Below are 19,785 nucleotides of genomic sequence, written 5' to 3'. Positions count from 1 at the left end.
AACCTTTTGCGGGGTACGCCGGTCACCCGGCGTACCCCGCGACGTCATCCTGTGCTCACCTTCGGGTTCAGGCCAGCAGTTCCACCTCCGCCAGCGTGTGCGTGCCGTCCAGGACCAGGCGGTACTTGGCGTACGAGCCCGGGGTCTTCACCGAGAACGCGCGCGTCTGCCGGTCCCAGGCGAAGGATTCGCCGGAGCGCTCGTCCAGCGTCTTCCAGGTGGTGCCGTCGGCCGAGCCCTGGAGCTTCCAGCCGGCCGGTGCCTTGGTGCGGTCCGCCGACGAGGTGAGCGTGTACTGGACCGCCTTGGCGCCCTCGCCGGACACCGGCAGATCCACCGCGGCCACGCTCGCGTCGGTCGCCGAGGTGTTGTCGAACAGCGGGCCCTGGCCCGTGACGGCGTCGGTGCGCGGGGCCGGCACCTCGTCGTCCTTGGTGATCGACGGCGGCGCAGCGTTGTCGCCCGTGCCCCACGAGGAGGGCTTCGCGCCCATGTCGAACTCCAGTACGCCGCCCTTGGCGATCAGCGAGTGGGGGAGCGAAGTGGAGTTCCAGCGCTTGCCGTTGACCTTCAGGCCCTGCACGTAGACGTTCTTCGTGCTGTTCTTCGGCGCCTTGACGACCAGCTCGCGGCCGTTCTCCAGGTGCACCGTCGCCTTCGTGAACAGCGGGGACCCGATGGCGTACTCGCCGCTGCCCATCACCAGGGGGTAGAAGCCGAGCGAGGAGAAGAGGAACCAGGCCGACTGCTCGCCGTTGTCCTCGTCGCCGTGGTAGCCCTGCCCGATGTCGCTGCCGGTGTACAGCCGCTGGAGCACCTCGCGGATGTTCTTCTGCGTCTTGTACGGCTGCCCGGCCGCGTCGTACATGTACAGGGCGTGGTGGGCGACCTGGTTGGAGTGCCCGTACATGCCCATGCGGACGTCGCGTGCCTCGACCATCTCGTGGATGACCCCGCCGTAGGAGCCCTTCAGGTCCGGGGAGGCCGTCTCCGGGGTGGAGAGGTACTCGTCGAGCTTGTCGCCGAGGCCGTCCCGGCCGCCGTACAGGTTGGCCAGGCCCCGGCTGTCCTGCGGGGCGGTGAAGGCGTAGCCCCAGCCGTTGGTCTCCGTGTAGTCGTAGCCCCACACGCGGGGGTCGTACTTCTCGGAGTCCACGCGCCAGTCGCCCTTGTTGTCCTTGCCCTGGAAGAAGCCGGCCTTGGCGTCGAAGAGGTTGACGTAGTCCTGGGCGCGGTTGAGGAAGTACGCGGACTCGTCCTTGTACCGCTTCTCGCCGGTCTCCTTGTAGAGCTTCTCGCCCATCTTCGCGATGCCGTAGTCGTTGAGGTAGCCCTCCAGCGACCACGACAGGCCCTCGTGCGTCTCGGTACCGGCGTAGCCGAGGAACGGCGAGGTCTCCATGCCCTTGCGGCCCACGCCCGAGGACGGCGGCACCACGGTGGCGTTCTTGACCGCCGCGTCGTACGCCGCCTTGGCGTCGAAGTCGACGCCCTTGACGTAGGCGTCGGCGAAGGCCACGTCGGAGGAGGTGCCGGTCATCAGGTCCGCGTAGCCGGGGGAGGACCAGCGCGAGGTCCAGCCGCCGTCCTTGTACTGCTGCACGAAGCCGTCGACCAGCTCACCGGCCTGGGAGGGGGTGAGGAAGGAGTACGCGGGCCAGGCGGTCCGGTACGTGTCCCAGAAGCCGTTGTTGACGTAGACCTTGCCGTCCACGATCTTGGCGCCGGTCTCGGTCGGCGTGTTCTCCTTGACCGCCTTGGAGAACGGGGAGGCGTACTTGTACTTTCCGTCGACCTTCTCGTGGCCCGCGTTCGGGTACAGGTACAGCCGGTAGAGGCCGGAGTACAACGTGGTCAGCTGGTCCTGCGTGGCGCCCTCCACCTCGACCTTGCCGAGGATCTTGTCCCACTGCTTCTGGGCGTCGCGCTTGACCTTGTCGAAGGAGGCGCGCTTCGGGATCTCCTGGCGCAGGTTGTCCTTCGCCTGGTCCACGCTGATCAGCGAGGTGGCGATGCGCATCGTCACGGCGTGGTCCCGGCCCGCGTCGAAGCGCAGGTGGCCCTTGACGCCGCTGGAGTCGCCGCCGGTGACCAAGCTGTCGAACTCGCCGTAGACGAAGAGGCGGGTGGCACCGGCGGAGCCGCCGGACTTGACGTCCGAGTAGCCGGTGAAGGTGCCGTTCTCCTTGTCCAGGGTCAGGCCGGCGTTGTCCTCGACGTTGTCGAAGATGACGCTGGCGTCGTCACCGGGGTAGGTGAAGCGCATCATCGCCGCGTGGTCGGTCGGCGCCATCTCGGCCTTGACGCCGTTCTCGAACCGCACGCCGTAGTAGTACGGCCTGGCCGTCTCGTTCTCGTGCCGGAAGGCCAGCTCGCGGGCGTCCCGGCCGGTGTCCGGGGTGCCGGAGGCGGCCGAGGGCATCACCTGGAAGGTCTGCCGGTCACCCATCCACGGGCTCGGCTCGTGGCTCGCGGAGAACGCCTGCACGGTGGGCAGGTTGTCGTCGTTGTTGCCGCTGGCGTACTCGTAGATCCAGCTGAGCGAACCGGCGTTGGTCACCGGCGTCCAGAAGTTGAAGCCGTGCGGCACGGCGGTCGCGGGGAAGTTGTTGCCGCGCGAGAAGCTGCCGCTGGAGTTGGTGCCGCGGGTGGTGAGCGCGTAGTCCGACAGGTGGGCCTTGGGACGCTCGGGCTTGGCCTGCTCGATCGCCACGTCGTCCAGCCAGCCGCGGAACTTCGCCGGGCCCTTGGGGGAGTCGTACGCCAGCAGGATCCGGTCGACGGTCTTGCCGGCCGCGACCGAACCGATCCCGGACTTCACACTGTTCCACTGGTTCACGTAGAGGATCTTGGCGTCGCCCTGACCGCGCGGCGTCAGCGGGAACCCGTGCTGGTCGGTGGCCTTGAGGTCGCTCAGGTAGGTGCCGTCGGTGAAGGCGAGGTCGACGGAGACGTTCGTGGCGTCGTAGTCGAGGTCGCCGTCGGCCATCGACGGGAAGACCTTGTAGGACAGCTCGCTGCGCCGGTCGACCTTGACGTTCACGTCGAAGACCTTGTTGTACGAGTAGCCCCGGCCGTCCGCGGTGTGCCGGCCCGCGTAGCGCAGCGCGTGGGTGCCGGTGAACCCGGCGTTCGCCTTCGCGGTCGGCGAGCCCACCGGTCCCTCGTCGACGAAGGAGAGCATGTCCTCGGGCGTGGGGACCTCGGTGTCGCTGGTGGCCAGCTGCACGTCGGCGAGCTGGAGCGCGTCGCCGGCCCCGTTGTTCTTGGTGATCTCCAGCCGGAAGTGCTGGAACTCGGCGGTCTCGGCGAGCTCGTAGGTCTTGGTCTGGAACCGCTCGCCGAAGTGCTCCCCGGCGCGGGTGTCCAGCGTCTGCCAGGTCTCGCCGTCCGCCGAGCCCTTCAGCGTCCAGTCCAGCGGGTCGCGTTCGTCGTGGTCGTTGGCCGAGGTGAGCGCGTACTTGGCGATCTTCGTCGGTGCGTCGAGGTCGAACTCGACCCAGCCGGTCGGCGCGAAGGTGAGCCACTTGGTGGCCGGCTCGTTGTCGACGAGGTTCTCCTTCACCTCCCGGCCGCCCGTGTTCTCGGCGCTCGCGCGCACACCGGTGACGTTCTCGGTGACGTTGCCGGGTATGCCGGTGCTGTACCCGCCGTCCACACCGGAGGCCCGCTTGCGGCCGTCCGTGCCGGTGTCCACGGTGTCGGTCCAGTCCGGAGCCGGATCGTCGGTCTCGAAGGACGACGCGAACTCCCGGTCGGCCTTCGCGGGCGCGCCCGGGAGCGCGACCGCCGCCCCCTGAGAACCCACCGCCAAGGCGAAGGCGGTCGTCATGACGACCGCCGGACCCCATCTGTGCCGAACTCTGTACTGCATGTCCTGGCCACCCTCCCTGCGCGCGGGACAACGTTGTCAAATCAACTGCGCAAGGACCAGTAGGGGTCAAGTGGCATGTGATGTCAAGGGTGTTGGATGTGGCGTTCGGGGCTTATGGCAGGTATTCCTCCGGCATGCGGTGCACGGGCCACTCATATTTCCGGGAGGTCTCAACTCGGAAAAGACGTACCGCGAACCTTGCATTCGATCTTGCTCCGCCGACGGAAAGTGGACTATACCTGTCGGCCACCGGGGGATACGGGGGGAACCGCGACGAGGAACCGCCCAAGGCGCCCGAACAGCAGTGACACCATCTGTGAGAGCACAGCAGTACCCGCATTTCCTGCACGACCCAGCGTGACCCGATCGCGGTGCCGGGGAGGATCCGGTTCACCGCCTGAGTCCTGGAGAAGGCGAGGACTTGAGCATGGGATCCACTTCCGCCGAGAACAACGGTACGGGCGTCGGCCGCCGCGATCTGATCAAGCGGTCCGCCGCGCTCGGCCTGATCTCCGTACCCACGATGAGCTTCCTGTCCGCCTGCGCGAGCGGCGGCGGGGACGACCAGGAGAAGGCCGAGGCGGGCGAGAAGTCCGCCAAGAACCCGCTCGCGGTCAACGACAGCGCCCAGATGGAATTCGTCCTCTTCGACGGCGGCTTCGGCAAGGAGTACGCCGAGGACGCCGTGAAGCTGTACGAAAAGGCCTTCCCGAAGGCCAAGGTGAAGTTCTCCGCCACCCAGAAGATCCAGTCCACCCTCCAGCCGCGCTTCAACGGCGGCAACCCGCCGGACCTCGTCGACAACTCCGGCGCCGAGCAGATGGACATGGGCGTCCTGGTCGGCAAGAAGCAGCTCGCCGACCTCACCCCGCTGCTCGACGCCCCGTCCTACGACGACCCGAACAAGAAGGTCCGCGACACGCTGCGCCCCGGCATCGTGGAGATGGGCCAGTTCGACGGCGAACCGGTCTGGATCATGTACTACGCCTACACGGTGTACGGCAACTGGTACTCCCAGAAGGCCCTGGACTCCCTGGACGCGGAGTACCCGAAGACCTGGGACGAGATGCTCGCGGTCTGCGAGAAGGCCAAGAAGAAGGGCATGGCCGGCTGGACCTACGCCGGCAAGTACCCGTACTACATCCCCTTCTCGATGTCCCCGATGATCGCCAAGGTCGGCGGCCGCGAGGTGCTCGACGCGATCGACAACCTGGAGCCCAACGCCTGGAAGCACCCGGCGGTCAAGACGGTCTTCGAGGCCTGGTACGAGCTGTACAAGAAGGGCTACGTCCTCAAGGGCACCCCGGGCCTGGACCACATCCAGTCGCAGACCGCGTGGGCCAAGGGCAAGGCCCTCTTCATCCCCAACGGCTCCTGGGTGGAGAACGAGTCGGCCAAGGTCATCCCCGCCGACTTCGACCTCGCCGTCTCCGCGCCGCCCGGCATCGACGACTCCGACAAGATGCCCTTCGGCACCATGTGGGCGTCCGGCGGCGAGCCCTTCATCGTCCCGGCCAAGGCGGCCAACGGGGCCGGCGGCATGGAGCAGCTGCGCATCATGCTCAGCGAGGGGTCCTCGAAGAACTTCACCAGCAAGGTGAAGTCCCTGAGCGCCTACAACGGCGGCACCGACGGCATCGAGCTGACCCCGGGCCTCAAGTCGGGCGTCGCGGCGCTGGAGCTGGCCGGCGACAACGTGGTGAACCCGCGCATGCAGGACTGGTACGTGCAGCTCCAGAAGGAGAAGATCGGCGTCTCCTGCCTGGGCGAGATGATGGCGGGCCGGATGACCCCGGCCGAGACCATCAAGAAGATCCAGGGCTACGCCGACGAAGCCGCCAAGGACTCGTCGATCAAGCACTACAAGCACCAGTGAGGACGCGTCACCAGGGCCTGTCCGGCGCCACCGCGCCGGGCGGGCCCTGGCGGCGCCACCCGCGCGCAGATCGGGGTCGGTAGCAATGCAGCACGGCAAGTACCGGTTCATCGTGGGGTTCCTGGCGGTTCCCCTGGGACTGTACGCGCTCTTCGTCATCTGGCCGTTCATCCAGTCCATCTACTACTCGTTCACGGACTGGACGGGGCTGAGTCCCGAGTTCAAGATGGTCGGCTTCGACAACTACTCGCGGATGCTCGACGACGACATCTTCTGGAAGTCGTTGCAACACAGCGTGATGTTCGCGCTGTTGGTGCCGCTGGTGACACTCAGCCTGGCGCTCTTCTTCGCCTTCATGATCAACGTCGGCGGACGGCGCCGCCGCGGCGGCCCGGCGATCACCGGTGTGCGCGGCTCCGGCTTCTACAAGATCGTGTACTTCTTCCCGCAGGTCCTGTCCATCGCGATCGTCGCCCTGCTGTTCCAGTTCGCGTACAACCCGGACAGCGGCGCGATCAACTCGCTGCTGCGCGGGATCGGCCTGGACTCCGTCCAGCCGCTGTGGCTCGGCGACCCCAACATCGCCCTGTGGTGCGTGATGGCCGTGCTGGTCTGGTCGACGGTCGGCTTCTTCGTGGTCCTCTTCTCCGCGGGCATGGCCTCCATCCCGGCGGAGCTGTACGAGGCCGCGCTGCTGGACGGCGCGAACCGGGCCAGCACCTTCTTCAAGGTGACCCTGCCGCTGCTGTGGGACACCGTCCAGTCCGGCTGGGTCTACATGGGCATCCTCGCGCTGGGCGCCGAGTCGTTCGCGGTCGTGCAGATCATGACGACCGGACCCGGCGGACCCGACTACTCGACCACCGTCATGGTCCTGTACGTGTACCAGAAGGCGTTCCGTGACGGTCAGGCCGCCTACGCCACCACCATCGGCGTCGCCCTGCTCCTCGTCACGCTGGCCTTCGCCGCCGTCGTGATGCGGCTGGGCCGGCGCGAGCGGCTGGAGTACTGATCAATGAAGACGACCGAGACCCCCGCCCCCGTGCCCGCCGAGCCCGGCACGCCCGTCATCAAGGCCCAGGCCGCCCCCGGCGGACTCAAGGAGGGGAAGAAGGAGGGCACCACCCTCAACGTCTTCTCCCACGGCGTCCTCGTCATCTGGGCGATCATGGTCGGCATGCCGCTGGTGTGGGCGGTGATGACCTCCTTCAAGGACGACGCCTCCATCTTCGGCTCGCCCTGGTCGCTGCCCGACAAGCTGAACTTCGACAACTGGTCGCGGGCCTGGTCCCAGGCCCACATGAGCGACTATTTCCTCAACACCGTTCTGGTGGTGGGCGGTTCCCTCATCGGCACGCTGGTGCTGGGATCCATGGCGGCCTATGTGCTGGCCCGGTTCGAGTTTCCGGGCAACCGGTTCATCTATTACTTGTTCATCGCCGGCATGAGTTTCCCGATCATGCTCGCCCTGGTCCCGTTGTTCTACGTGGTGGACAACATGGGAATGCTGAACACCATCCACGGGCTGATCCTGGTCTACATCGCCTATTCACTGCCCTTCACGGTGTTCTTCCTGACCGGGTTCTTCAGAACCCTGCCCACCTCGGTGGCCGAGGCCGCGTTCGTGGACGGTGCCTCCCACTCGCGGACCTTCTTCCAGGTCATGCTGCCGATGGCCAAGCCCGGCCTGATCAGCGTGGGAATCTTCAACTTCCTGGGCCAGTGGAACCAGTACATGCTGCCGACCGTGCTGAACACGGACCCGGACAAGCACGTCCTCACCCAGGGCCTGGTGCAGCTGGCGGTCAGCCAGGGGTACAAGGGCGACTGGTCGGGCCTGTTCGCCGGCCTGGTCATGGCGATGCTGCCGGTGCTGGCCGCGTACATCATCTTCCAGCGCCAGGTGGTCCAGGGGCTCACGGCGGGCGCCCTGAAGTAGCACACCGCGAACCCGCGCATGCCGCTCCCACAGCCCGGGGGCGGCATGCTCGTGTGTGCGCGGACGACCACGGAGGAGAGCCGGATGCGGTTCAACCTCTTGACGGGAGGTGACCCGAACGGCTCAGCTTAGAGTTCACTAGTTGGACATGGAAGGGGCCTCATCGAAGCGGCCCCGCGCGCAGGAGGTCGTCGTGGAGACTCCGGGGTCGCAGTCGTCGCTGCACCGAGCCAACCTGGAACGCGTCGTACGGGCGGTACGGCTCGCCGGTTCGCTCACGCAGGCGGAGATCGCGAGGACGACGGGCCTGTCCGCGGCCACGGTCTCGAACATCGTCCGGGAACTGAAGGACGGCGGAACCGTCGAGGTCACGCCCACCTCCGCGGGCGGCCGCCGGGCCCGCAGCGTCTCGCTGAGCGGGGACGCCGGCATCGTCATCGGCGTGGACTTCGGCCACACCCACCTGCGCGTCGCCATCGGCAACCTGGCCCACCAGGTGCTCGCCGAGGAGTCCGAGCCGCTGGACGTCGACGCCTCCTCGGACCAGGGCTTCGACCGGGCGGAACAGCTGGTCAGCCGACTGATCGCGGCCACCGGCGTGGACCGCGCCAAGATCGCCGGGGTGGGCCTGGGCGTGCCGGGCCCGATCGACGTGGAGTCCGGGACGCTGGGCTCGACCGCCATCCTGCCCGGCTGGGGCGGCATCCGGCCCGCCGAGGAGCTGCGGGGGCGGCTCGGCGTGCCGGTGCACGTGGACAACGACGCCAACCTCGGCGCCCTGGGCGAGCTGGTCTGGGGCAGCGGCCGGGGAGTGCGGGACCTGGCGTACATCAAGGTCGCCAGCGGCGTCGGCGCCGGTCTGGTGATCAACGGGAAGATCTATCGCGGCCCCGGCGGCACTGCGGGAGAAATCGGTCATATCACCCTCGATGAGGCCGGTCCCGTCTGCCGGTGCGGAAACCGGGGTTGCCTGGAGACCTTCGCGGCAGCACGCTATGTGCTTCCGCTCCTCCAGCCCGGCCACGGCACCGATCTGACGATGGAGGGCGTCGTGCGGCTGGCCCGGGACGGTGATCCCGGTTGCCGTCGGGTGATCGCCGACGTCGGCCGCCACATCGGCAGTGGAGTCGCCAATCTCTGCAACCTGCTCAACCCGAGCCGCGTCGTCCTCGGCGGCGATCTCGCCGAGGCCGGTGAGCTGGTGCTCGGGCCGATAAGGGAGTCCGTCGGGCGCTACGCCATCCCCAGCGCGGCGCGGCAACTCTCGGTGCTTCCCGGGGCCCTCGGGGGCCGTGCGGAGGTGCTCGGGGCGCTCGCCCTCGCCCTCAGCGAGATGGGCGATTCGACGCTCTTGGACGGGTCTGCGACCGGCGCTCTGCCGGCGGCCACGCCTGCCTTCACTTAGAGCACGGATGGCACCGTTGTCATCTCGTTAAGGATTTACTTCTTGACGTCGCACGTGTGGCCGAGTTGACTTCCAGCCACCTCGGCCGCAACGACGCGGCCTCGTCAGGGAGGTTTGTGAAGTGAACACGCGTATGCGTCGTGCCGCCGTTGCCGTTGCCACCACCGCGATGGCCGTCTCGCTCGCCGCCTGTGGCAGCGCCAAGGAGTCCGACGGCGGCAGCGACTCGTCCGACTCGGCGGCGAAGAAGGGCGACGACATCAAGGTCGGTCTGCTCCTTCCCGAGAACCAGACCGCGCGGTACGAGAAGTTCGACAAGCCCATGATCGAGAAGAAGGTCAAGGAGCTCACGAACAACAAGGGCGAGGTCGTCTACGCCAACGCCAAGCAGGACGCCAGCCTTCAGAACCAGCAGGTCGACACGATGGTGACCAACAAGGTCGACGTGCTGATCGTGGACGCGGTGGACTACAAGGCGATCGCGGGCTCGGTCAAGAAGGCCAAGGACGCCGGCATCAAGGTCGTCGCCTTCGACCGCCTGGCGGAGGGCCCCATCGACGCCTACACCTCGTTCGACAACGTCACCGTCGGCAAGACGCAGGGCGAGGCGCTCCTCCAGGCGCTGGGCGACAAGGCCAAGGACGCCCAGATCGTCATGATGAACGGCTCCTCCACCGACCCGAACGCCGCCCAGTTCAAGGAGGGCGCGCACGCCGCCCTCGACGGCAAGGTGAAGGTCGGCCGCGAGTACGACACCAAGGAGTGGAAGCCGGAGAACGCCAACGCCAACATGGAGGGCGCCATCTCCGCCCTCGGCAAGGACAAGATCCAGGGCGTCTACTCCGCCAACGACGGCATGGCGGGCGGCATCATCACCGCCCTGAAGGCCGCCGGCATCTCCAACGTCCCGGTTACCGGCCAGGACGCCGAGCTCGCGGGCGTGCAGCGCATCGTCACCGGTGAGCAGTACATGAGCGTCTTCAAGTCGTACCCGAAGGAGGCCGAGACCGCGGCCGAGATGGCCGTCGCGCTCGCCAAGGGCGAGTCGCTCGACTCCATCGCCAACGACAAGGTCGACTCCGCCACCGCCAAGGGCATCCCCGCGGTCATCGTCCCGGTCGTCTCGCTGACCAAGGACAACATCAAGGAGACCGTCATCAAGGACGGCTTCTACACGATCGACGAGATCTGCACGGACAAGTACAAGGCCGCCTGCGACAAGATCGGCCTCAAGTAAGCGGACCCGCGTCCCGAGCCTGCTGAGCCGCCCGGGACCGGCCGCCCCAGCTCCTCCGGCGCCCCGCACCCATCAGCCCCGCAAGCTACGCGGGGCGCCGGACGGAACACCCCCCCCCAAATACTTCTGTACAACCTCCCGCCGGGTCAGGCGGCGAAGGAGATGGTTCACGTGTCCGCTACGCCCGTGCTGGCGTTGCGCGGGGTCTCCAAGCGATTCGGTGCCGTCCAGGCGCTCACCGAGGTAGAGCTTGAGGTCCACGCCGGTGAGGTGGTCGCCCTGGTGGGCGACAACGGCGCCGGAAAGTCCACGCTGGTCAAGACGATCGCCGGCGTGCACCCCATCGATGAGGGCGCCATCGAGTGGGACGGCAAGGCCGTCTCGATCAACAGGCCGCACGACGCCCAGAACCTCGGCATCGCGACGGTCTACCAGGACCTCGCGCTGTGCGACAACATCGACGTCGTCGGCAACCTCTACCTGGGCCGGGAGGTCCGCCGCCGCGGCGTCCTGGACGAAGTGGAGATGGAGCGCCGCTCCCGCGAGCTCCTCGACACGCTGTCCATCCGCATCCCCAGCGTCCGCATCCCGATCGCCTCCCTCTCCGGCGGTCAGCGCCAGGTCGTGGCGATCGCCCGGTCCATGCTCGGCGAGCCCAAGCTGGTCATCCTGGACGAGCCCACCGCCGCCCTCGGCGTCGAGCAGACCGCGCAGGTCCTCGACCTGGTGGAGCGGCTGCGCGAGCGCGGCCACGCGGTCATCCTCATCAGCCACAACATGGCCGATGTCAAGGCGGTCGCCGACAAGGTCGCCGTCCTGCGCCTCGGGCGCAACAACGGCGTCTTCGAGGTCAAGTCGACCTCGCAGGAAGAGATCATCTCCGCCATCACGGGCGCCACGGAGAACGCCGTGACCCGTCGTGCGGCACGCGCAAATGGGGAGATCAAGAAGTGAGCATCGACAAGACCTCCACCCCCGCCGCGGACGACGCGGTGGAGAACACCGACGCGGCGGCCGCCGCCGTCACGGCCGTCGACCCCCGGCTGCTGGTGCGCGAGCAGGGCTTCGCCGGCTACCTCGGCGAGTTCAAGCGGAAGATGAAGGCCGGTGACCTCGGGTCCATACCGGTCGTCGTCGGTCTGCTGATCATCTGGGCCATCTTCACCAGCCTGAACTCCAACTTCCTCACCGCCGGCAACTTCTCCGACATGTCGGTCGCCATGGTCGGCACCGGCATGATCGCCGTCGGCATCGTCTTCGTGCTGCTGCTCGGCGAGATCGACCTGTCGGTCGGCTCGGTCAGCGGTGTCGCGGGCGCCACCTTCGCGGTGCTGAGCGTCACGCACGGGATGAACGAGTGGCTCGCCCTGCTGCTGGCGATCCTCACCGGTACCGTCGCCGGTGCCATCCACGGCTTCGTCTTCGCCCGCATCGGTGTCCCGGCCTTCGCCGTGACGCTCGCCGGACTGCTGTTCTGGCAGGGCTTCATGCTCCAGATCCTGGGCGACAACGGCACGATCAACCTCGACTCCGACGGCGTCGTGGTGAAGCTGACGAGCTACTACTTCAGCGACGTGGCCGCCGCCTACGGTCTGGCGGTCGTGGTGACCGCGGGCTACTTCCTCTCCGCGTTCTTCGACAACCGCCGCCGCGAGGCCGCCGGGGTGCCGTCCCGGCCGCTGAACGAGATCATCGTGCGCACGGTGCTGCTCGCGATCCTGGCCTTCGCCGTGGCGATCGTCTTCAACCAGTACAAGGGCCTCCCGCTGGCCGTGGTGATCTTCCTGGCGTTCCTGCTGCTCACGGACTTCGTGCTGCGCCGCACCGCCTACGGTCGCAAGATCTTCGCGCTCGGTGGCAGTGTCGAGGCGTCCCGCCGTGCCGGTATCAACGTGGAGCTGGTCCGGATCTCGGTCTTCGCCATCGCCGGCGGCTTCGCGGCGATCGGCGGCCTCTTCGTGGCGTCGAAGATCGCCTCCGCGAACCAGGGCGCGGGCACCGGTGAGTTCCTGATGAACGTCATCGCCGCGGCCGTGATCGGCGGTACGTCCCTGTTCGGCGGCCGCGGCCGCACCTGGGACGCGCTGCTCGGTGTGATGGTCATCGTCTCGATCCAGTACGGCCTCGCCCTGGAGGGCATCGCCTCGCCGGTCCAGTACATGATCACCGGTGGCGTGCTGCTGGCGACCGTCGTCATCGACGCGATCACCCGCAAGACGCAGAAGACGGCCGGCCGCGCGTAACCCGCGCCGAACGGCCGACGACGGTCCGCCCGCCCGGCTGAGCCCCGGGCGGGCGGACCGTTTCCCGTCGGTGCCGCCGCTGTGGGTGCCGTCCCGGCCGGGGCGCTCAGCAGGCGCCGAGGTCCTGCCAGACGCCCCACTGGCCGGTGGTCCCGGGCTCCTCGCCGGTCGTCCACCACTTGGCCTTCCAGGTGTGCCCCTCGTGGGAGACCTGCTGCCCGCCGGTGTAGATCGCGCCCGAGTTCCACGGGGCGGCCGTGCACTGGTTGCCGTTGCCGCCGGTGACGGTCAGCGCGTACGTGGTGCTGTGGCTGCCGGACGGGCTGGTGCCGGTGACGGTGACGGAGTACGTGCCCGAGACCGCCTGGTCGGTGGTGGCGAGGGTGAGCGTCGACTGCCCGCCCGCGGTGACCGAGGCGGGGCTGAAGGACGCGGTGACTCCTGCCGGGACCCCGCTCGCCCTGAGCTGCACCGTCTCCGCCTGACCCGACTTCACCGCGGTCTTCACCGTGGTGGTGGCCGAGGCGCCCGCGGTCACCGTGCCGGAGGCCGGGGTGGCGGAGAGGGAGAAGTCGTTCTCCGGGGCGGTGCTGCCGCTGGTGAAGGGCGCGAAGATGTGCGAGAAGTCCCAGGTGTTCTGCTGGATGCCGGAGCAGTTGTCGGCCGCGCCGCCGCCCGCGCAGCTCCCGTTGTCCCGCTGGAGCGCCCAGAAGGAGAGCGTGTTGATGCCCTGGTCCAGGGCCCAGTCGTAGACCGTGCGGGCGTTGTCCAGGGTGAAGGTCTCCGCCGGTCCGAAGTCGTCGACGCCGATCATCTCGATGACGCCGATCATGTGCCACAGCTCGGCCGAGGACTTGCCCGGGTGGAGCCGGGCCAGCACGTCGTGCAGCCCCTGGGTCGCCGTCTGCGTGTCCCGGGCCATGTCGTGCTGCTGGTTGTCGTAGTAGTCGAACGTCATGAGGTTCACGACGTCGACCCTGGTGCCGTTCGCCACGGCGTTCTCGAGCAGGGCGACCCCGTTGCTCGCCGGGCCGCGGGTGGTCGTGGGCAGCGTGTAGGAGATCTCCAGGTCGCGGCCGTTGTCGGCGGCCCAGTCCTGGACCAGCTTGATGGCCTTGTTGCGGCGGTCGATGCCCGCGGTGTTGTCCAGCGCGTCGATCTCGATGTCCATGTCGAGCCGGCTCACGTCGTAGGTCGTCACGACCTTCTCGTAGGCCGCGGCGATCTGCTGGACGTCGGTGCAGCTGTCGGCGATCTCGGTGCCCGTGGTGTCGGCCGTGTAGCCGCCGAACGAGGGGATGACGTCGCCCCCGTTCGCCTGGATGGTGTCGAAGTCGGCGCCGAAGGCCGACTGCGCGATCGGCATCGACGTGTCGCCGTTCCAGTACGGCGTGCAGGAGCCCGGGGTCGCGGTCTGGAGGAAGGCCATGGTGAGGTGCTTGGCCCCCGACTGCGCGGCCAGCGCGGCCGGGCTCTCGCCGGTCCAGGCCTCGAAGTACGGCGCGAAGACCCGGTCCGGCAGCGGGGTCGCCGCCTCGGCCGTGCCGGTGCCGGACAGCGCGAGGCCCACCGCGGCCACGGTGGTGGCGGCCGCGGTGAGGGCCGCCCGGATGGAACGCATGCGTCTCATGTCAGTCCCGGTGTGTGTGGGGTGGAACGTCGATTCCCGTGCTGTGCTGGGGTGTTGCCGGGTACGGGGATATCGCCGCGGCAACCGGGACCGCAATGGTCTGGACCAGAATGGGACTAGACCAATCCGCCGGGCCGGGCGCCACCGGGCCTGGACACCGTGCGCTCCCCGGACTGGACCACCCGGGTAAAGGTGTCCCCAAGCCGCTGCGCGACGTGCCGGACGACGCGGACGGGGAAGACGAGGTCCGGGAAGACGTAGAACGGCCCGCCCCTGGGTAAGGCCGAACGCGTGACGTACGACGCACCGCCCGGACACGTTCCGCCGGAGCGGAACATTAGACTCGACGAGCCCGGCAACAGCTCTACTGCAAGGAGGCACGGGTGCCGCTGCTGACCCGCATCACGGGACCGCGCGATCTGGACCGGCTCAGCCTGGAAGAGCTGACTCAGCTGGCCGAGGAGATCCGTACCTTCCTCGTCGACGCCGTCTCCAAGACCGGCGGCCACCTCGGCCCCAACCTCGGCGTGGTGGAACTCACCCTCGCCCTGCACCGGGTCTTCGACTCGCCGAAGGACAAGGTGCTCTGGGACACCGGCCACCAGTCCTACGTGCACAAGCTGCTCACCGGCCGCCAGGACTTCTCCAAGCTCAAGATGAAGGGCGGCCTGTCCGGCTACCCCTCGCAAGGAGAGTCCGAGCACGACGTCATCGAGAACAGCCACGCCTCCACGGTCCTCGGCTGGGCCGACGGCATCGCCAAGGCCAACCAGGTCCTCGAGCGCGACGACCACGTGGTCGCCGTCATCGGCGACGGCGCCCTCACCGGCGGCATGGCCTGGGAGGCGCTGAACAACATCGCCGCCGCCAAGGACCGCCCCCTGGTCATCGTCGTCAACGACAACGAGCGCTCCTACGCGCCCACCATCGGCGGCCTCGCCAACCACCTGGCGACCCTGCGCACCACCGACGGCTACGAGCGCTTCCTGGCCCGCACCAAGGAGGTCCTGGAGCGCACCCCGGTCGTCGGGCGCCCCCTCTACGACACCCTGCACGGCGCCAAGAAGGGCCTCAAGGACTTCATCGCCCCGCAGGGCATGTTCGAGGACCTCGGCCTCAAGTACGTCGGCCCGATCGACGGCCACGACCTGGAGGCCCTGGAGTCCGCCCTCACCCGCGCCAAGCGCTTCGGCGGCCCGGTGATCGTGCACTGCCTCACCGAGAAGGGCCGTGGCTACCAGCCCGCCCTCCAGGACGAGGCCGACCGCTTCCACGCCGTCGGCAAGATCCACCCCGACACCGGCCTGCCCATCTCCACCTCCGGCGCCGACTGGACGTCCGTCTTCGGCGACGAGATGCTCAAGCTCGGCAAGGAGCGCGAGGACGTCGTCGCCATCACGGCCGCGATGCTCCAGCCGGTCGGCCTCGACAAGTTCGCCAAGGCCTTCCCGGACCGCGTCTACGACGTCGGGATCGCCGAGCAGCACGGCGCGGTCTCCGCGGCCGGCCTCGCCCACGGCGGGGTGCACCCGGTCTTCGCCGTGTACGCCACCTTCCTCAACCGGGCCTTCGACCAGGTCCTGATGGACGTCGCCCTGCACAAGTGCGGCGTGACGTTCGTGCTGGACCGGGCCGGCGTCACCGGCACCGACGGCGCCTCCCACAACGGCATGTGGGACATGTCGATCCTCCAGGTCGTCCCCGGTCTCAGGCTCGCCGCCCCGCGCGACGCCGACCAGGTCCGCGCCCAGCTGCGCGAGGCCGTCGCGGTGGACGACGCCCCGACCGTGGTCCGCTTCTCCAAGGGCGCGGTCGGCCCCGCGGTCCCCGCCGTCGGCCGGGTCGGCGGCATGGACGTGCTGCGCGCCCCCGGCACGGACACGCCCGACGTGCTCCTGGTCTCCGTCGGCGCCCTCGCGCCGATGTGCCTGGAGATCGCCGACCTGCTGAACAAGCAGGGCATCTCCACCACCGTGGTCGACCCGCGCTGGGTCAAGCCCGTCGACGAGGCCATGGCCCCGCTCGCCGAGCGGCACCGCGTGGTCGTCACCGTCGAGGACAACTCCCGGGTCGGCGGTGTCGGCTCCGCCGTCGCCCAGGCCCTGCGCGACGCCGGCGTCGACGTACCGCTGCGCGACTTCGGCATCCCGCCGCGCTTCCTCGACCACGCCTCCCGCGCCGAGGTGCTGGCCGAGATCGGGCTCACCGCGCCCGATATCGCGCGCCAGGTCACCGGCCTGGTCGCCAAGCTCGACGGCAGGTACGACCGGGCGGGCGCCGAGGTGGACCAGGTGGAGGCCGCGCGCGACTGACACCGCCCGCCGCGGGGCTCCGCAACTCCGCACTGGGCCGGATGGGCCGGTTCCGCCACTCGATGCAGTGGCGGAACCGGCCCATCCGCGTGAAATCGCCTACGCCGGGGCATACGCAGTACGCCCCCTCTCGATCATGTCGAGGACGACAAGCGTGGGAGGTCCCCGTGAGCAACACCCTGTTCAGGACGAAGAAGATCGAGCAGTCCATCCGTGACACGGAGGAACCCGAGCACGCGCTCAAGAAATCCCTGTCCGCGCTGGACCTGACGGTCTTCGGTATCGGTGTCGTCATCGGCACCGGCATCTTCGTACTGACCGGCACCGTCGCCAAGAACAACGCCGGGCCCTCCGTGGCCCTGGCGTTCGTGGTCGCCGGCGTGGTCTGCGCGCTCGCCGCGCTGTGCTACGCCGAGTTCGCCTCCACCGTCCCGGTGGCCGGCTCCGCCTACACCTTCTCCTACGCCTCGCTGGGCGAACTGCCCGCCTGGATCATCGGCTGGGACCTGGTCCTGGAGTTCGCGCTCGGCACGGCGGTGGTGGCCGTCGGCTGGTCGGGCTACATCCGCTCGCTGATGGACAACGCGGGCTGGCACATGCCGGCCGAGCTGGGCGGGCGGGACGGCGCGGACGGGTTCGGCTTCGACATCCTCGCCGCCGCCCTGGTGCTGGTGCTCACCGCCATCCTCGTGCTCGGCATGAAGCTGTCGGCGCGGATCACCTCGCTCGTCGTCGCCATCAAGGTGGCGGTCGTCCTCATCGTGATCATCGCGGGCGCCTTCTTCGTCAAGAGCTCCAACTACGACCCCTTCATCCCGAAGTCGCAGCCCGTCGAGGCGGGCGGGGGACTGCACTCACCACTGATCCAGCTGATGTTCGGCTGGGCCCCGGCCAACTTCGGCGTGATGGGCATCTTCACGGCCGCCTCGGTCGTCTTCTTCGCCTTCATCGGCTTCGACATCGTCGCCACCGCCGCCGAGGAGACCAGGAACCCGCAGCGCGACATGCCCCGCGGCATCCTCGGCTCCCTGATCATCTGCACCATCCTCTACGTCGCGGTCTCGATCGTCGTCACCGGCATGCAGCACTACACCAAGCTGTCCGTCGACGCCCCGCTCGCGGACGCGTTCAAGGCCACCGGACATCCCTTCTTCTCGGGCGTGATCAGCTTCGGCGCGGCCGTCGGCCTGACCACGGTCTGCATGATCCTGCTCCTGGGCCAGAGCCGGGTGTTCTTCGCGATGAGCCGCGACGGACTGCTGCCGCGCTTCTTCTCCCACGTCCACCCGAAGTTCCGCACCCCCTACCGGCCGACCATCCTGCTCGGCGTGGTCATCGCGATCGTGGCCGGCTTCACCAGCCTCAGCGAGCTGGCCGAACTGGTGAACATCGGCACGCTCTTCGCCTTCGTCATCGTCGCGATCAGCGTGATCATCCTGCGCCGGACCCGGCCCGACCTGCCGCGCGCCTTCCGCACCCCGCTGGTCCCGCTGCTGCCCATCGTGTCCGTGGCCGCCTCGCTGTGGCTGATGCTGAACCTGCCCGCCGAGACCTGGGTCCGCTTCGCCATCTGGATGGCGATCGGCTTCGTCGTGTACTTCCTCTACGGCCGCACCCACAGCCGCCTGGCCCGCGGCGAGGAGACACCGGCCGAGACGCCCGCCCCCAAGGGCCCGTAACCCGTCGCAGGGCCGTGTGAGCGGCGCGGCGCGCGCACCGTCGGCCCGGGTGCGCGCGCCGCGGCCGTCACACGGGCCGTACCGTCCTCGGCCCCGCGACCTCCGCGCCCAGCTCCGTCACCCGGTCGCGCAGCCCCCGGTCGGCCGTCACCACCAGCACGGGGCGGTCGCCGGCCGCCCGCGCGACCAGCTCGACGATGCGGTCGTCCCCGCTGCCGGGCGCGGACTCCACCCGCACACCGGTCACGGACTCCACCCCGCGGGCCGCGCCCTCGACGACGAGCACGACCTCCACCGGCCCGGCCCGCCCCGGCACCCCGTCCGCCGCCAGCCGGTCCCGCAACCGCTCCGCGGCCCCGCGCCGGTCCCGCCACCAGCCGTCGGGCACCGAGCCGACCACGTTCGCGGCGTCGACGACCACGAGCAGGGACGCGTTCTCTTCCATCCCGCCAGGGTCGCACGCCCGCTCCGCCGGTCCGCTCCGCCGGCCCGGGCCGAGCGCGAGGGCCGTACCCGACCGACACGGAGCCGACGGCCCCGCTTAGAGTGATGCGGTGATTGGCGACTGGCTTCTCCTCGGCCGCGACGGCCGCCTCAGTGTGTACCTCCCGTCGGGCGACGCCGCCCTGTGGCGCGCCGAACGCGCGCCCGCGGGCCCCTGGGAGGCCCCGCGCCGCATCGGCGGCGACCAGGAACTGCACCCGGGCGGCCTCGCGGCCGGCCGGGGCCCCGACGGCTACGCCCACCTGGTCGCCTGGCGCCCGACCGGCGCCGGCCGCTGTGCCCTGGTGCACACCACGCACTTCCGGCCGCTGCTCGCGCCCCTCGACTGGCAGCCGGCCGGCCACCCCAACAAGCAGGGCGACCGCACCGGAACCCCCGCCGTCGCGGTCGACGCGCAGGGCCGCGCCCATGTCTTCGTCCGCAACGGGGGCGGCGGCATGAGCATGGTGGCCCAGCAGGAGAAGGGCGGCTGGGAGCCCTGGCGGGACCTGAAGGGCCGCGGCGTCCAGGAGTCGCCGGCCGCCGTTACGACCGACTCCGGCCTGGTCCAGCTGTACGCGCCCGTCGAGGGCGGCATCCTGCACTGGAGCCAGGACAAGGCGGGTGCGCGACCGGTGCTGGGGGAGCGTCTCGACGCGGCCGTCCGCCCGGGCACCCTGCGCGCCCTGGCGACCTCCGCGGAGCACACCACGGTCTACTTCACCGACGCCGGCACGGGTGAACTGTGCGCCTGGCGCCCCGGTGGGAAGCCGACCCCCCTGGTGGCCGCCGCCGGCCCCGGCCCCGTGGCCGCCGTCCGCACCGTCATCGACGGCCACGACTGCACGCTGCTCGCCCAGCGTTCGGCCGGCAGCGGCCGCGTCGCCTTCGCCGCGTACCCCACGGAGCTGGAGGAGATGGGCGCGGCCTGGACCGAGTCGGGCCCCGCCCTGCCGGCCGACGCGACCGTCTCCCTCACCCTGGACGCCGACGCCCGCCTGGTGGCGGCGACCCTGTCCCCGTCGTCGGGACAGCTGCTGCTGTCCCGACGGAAGGACGAGGCGGGGCTGGCGATGGGGGCGTGGGAGGCGGTCTGAGGGGGCGGCG

The 19,785-nt window shown here is 69.3% G+C and carries 13 protein-coding genes; 10 read left to right on the top strand and 3 right to left on the bottom strand.

Translation table 11 applies throughout. The features are described 5' to 3' along the window. Nucleotides 1-67: 67 nt before the first annotated feature. Nucleotides 68-3,874 (bottom strand): GH92 family glycosyl hydrolase, encoded by a 3,807-nt coding sequence (locus B9W62_RS08915; RefSeq protein WP_087806661.1) that lies wholly within the window; start codon nt 3,872-3,874, stop codon nt 68-70. A gap of 427 nt (nt 3,875-4,301) precedes the next feature. Here B9W62_RS08915 and ngcE point away from each other — a divergent pair, with 427 nt between their 5' ends. The 7 genes from ngcE (at nt 4,302) to B9W62_RS08880 (ending at nt 12,574) form a co-directional block, all read left to right on the top strand. Continuing rightward, nucleotides 4,302-5,750, top strand: coding sequence for an N-acetylglucosamine/diacetylchitobiose ABC transporter substrate-binding protein (gene ngcE / locus B9W62_RS08910; RefSeq protein ID WP_087806660.1), 1,449 nt, complete (start codon nt 4,302-4,304; stop codon nt 5,748-5,750). Between the two features lie 85 nt (nt 5,751-5,835). Next, a complete protein-coding gene (locus tag B9W62_RS08905; protein ID WP_087806659.1) occupies nt 5,836-6,762 on the top strand; it encodes a carbohydrate ABC transporter permease in 927 nt (308 codons plus the stop codon). A 3-nt stretch (nt 6,763-6,765) separates the two neighbouring features. Beyond that, on the top strand, nt 6,766-7,689 hold the full coding sequence (locus B9W62_RS08900) for a carbohydrate ABC transporter permease (RefSeq protein WP_087806658.1): 924 nt from the start codon (nt 6,766-6,768) through the stop codon (nt 7,687-7,689). Between the two features lie 193 nt (nt 7,690-7,882). Continuing rightward, nucleotides 7,883-9,094: an ROK family transcriptional regulator gene (locus tag B9W62_RS08895; protein ID WP_087806657.1), complete on the top strand. Its 1,212-nt coding sequence runs from the start codon at nt 7,883-7,885 to the stop codon at nt 9,092-9,094. A 133-nt stretch (nt 9,095-9,227) separates the two neighbouring features. Then, the gene (locus B9W62_RS08890; protein ID WP_179235968.1) at nt 9,228-10,331 is read left to right on the top strand and encodes an ABC transporter substrate-binding protein; all 1,104 of its coding nucleotides are present in this window, start codon (nt 9,228-9,230) and stop codon (nt 10,329-10,331) included. A 162-nt stretch (nt 10,332-10,493) separates the two neighbouring features. Continuing rightward, nucleotides 10,494-11,285, top strand: coding sequence for an ATP-binding cassette domain-containing protein (locus tag B9W62_RS08885; RefSeq protein ID WP_179235403.1), 792 nt, complete (start codon nt 10,494-10,496; stop codon nt 11,283-11,285). Beyond that, nucleotides 11,282-12,574: a sugar ABC transporter permease gene (locus B9W62_RS08880; RefSeq protein ID WP_087806654.1), complete on the top strand. Its 1,293-nt coding sequence runs from the start codon at nt 11,282-11,284 to the stop codon at nt 12,572-12,574. Before B9W62_RS08885 ends, B9W62_RS08880 begins: the two co-directional genes overlap by 4 nt. Nucleotides 12,575-12,680: 106 nt before the next feature. Here the strand turns inward: B9W62_RS08880 and B9W62_RS08875 are convergent, their stop codons facing one another. Next, nucleotides 12,681-14,204 (bottom strand): chitinase, encoded by a 1,524-nt coding sequence (locus B9W62_RS08875; protein ID WP_087806653.1) that lies wholly within the window; start codon nt 14,202-14,204, stop codon nt 12,681-12,683. Nucleotides 14,205-14,587: 383 nt separating this feature from the next. Here B9W62_RS08875 and dxs point away from each other — a divergent pair, with 383 nt between their 5' ends. Beyond that, nucleotides 14,588-16,516 (top strand): 1-deoxy-D-xylulose-5-phosphate synthase, encoded by a 1,929-nt coding sequence (gene dxs / locus B9W62_RS08865; protein WP_087806651.1) that lies wholly within the window; start codon nt 14,588-14,590, stop codon nt 16,514-16,516. A 167-nt stretch (nt 16,517-16,683) separates the two neighbouring features. Next, entirely contained in the window at nt 16,684-18,195 is a 1,512-nt protein-coding gene (locus B9W62_RS08860) for an amino acid permease (RefSeq protein ID WP_087806650.1), read from the top strand. Between the two features lie 67 nt (nt 18,196-18,262). Here B9W62_RS08860 and B9W62_RS08855 read toward each other — a convergent pair whose 3' ends face one another. Then, a complete protein-coding gene (locus tag B9W62_RS08855) occupies nt 18,263-18,640 on the bottom strand; it encodes a PIN domain-containing protein (protein WP_087806649.1) in 378 nt (125 codons plus the stop codon). A gap of 109 nt (nt 18,641-18,749) precedes the next feature. Here B9W62_RS08855 and B9W62_RS08850 point away from each other — a divergent pair, with 109 nt between their 5' ends. After that, nucleotides 18,750-19,775 (top strand): PLL family lectin, encoded by a 1,026-nt coding sequence (locus tag B9W62_RS08850; protein WP_087806648.1) that lies wholly within the window; start codon nt 18,750-18,752, stop codon nt 19,773-19,775. The last annotated feature ends 10 nt before the right edge of the window (nt 19,776-19,785 follow it).

Origin of the sequence: Streptomyces sp. CS113, assembly GCF_002188365.1 — a bacterium.
GTDB classification, from domain to species: Bacteria; Actinomycetota; Actinomycetes; order Streptomycetales; family Streptomycetaceae; genus Streptomyces; species Streptomyces tendae.
Note: the sequence above shows the minus strand (reverse complement) of the source record. Positions and strands in the feature narration are given on the sequence as shown.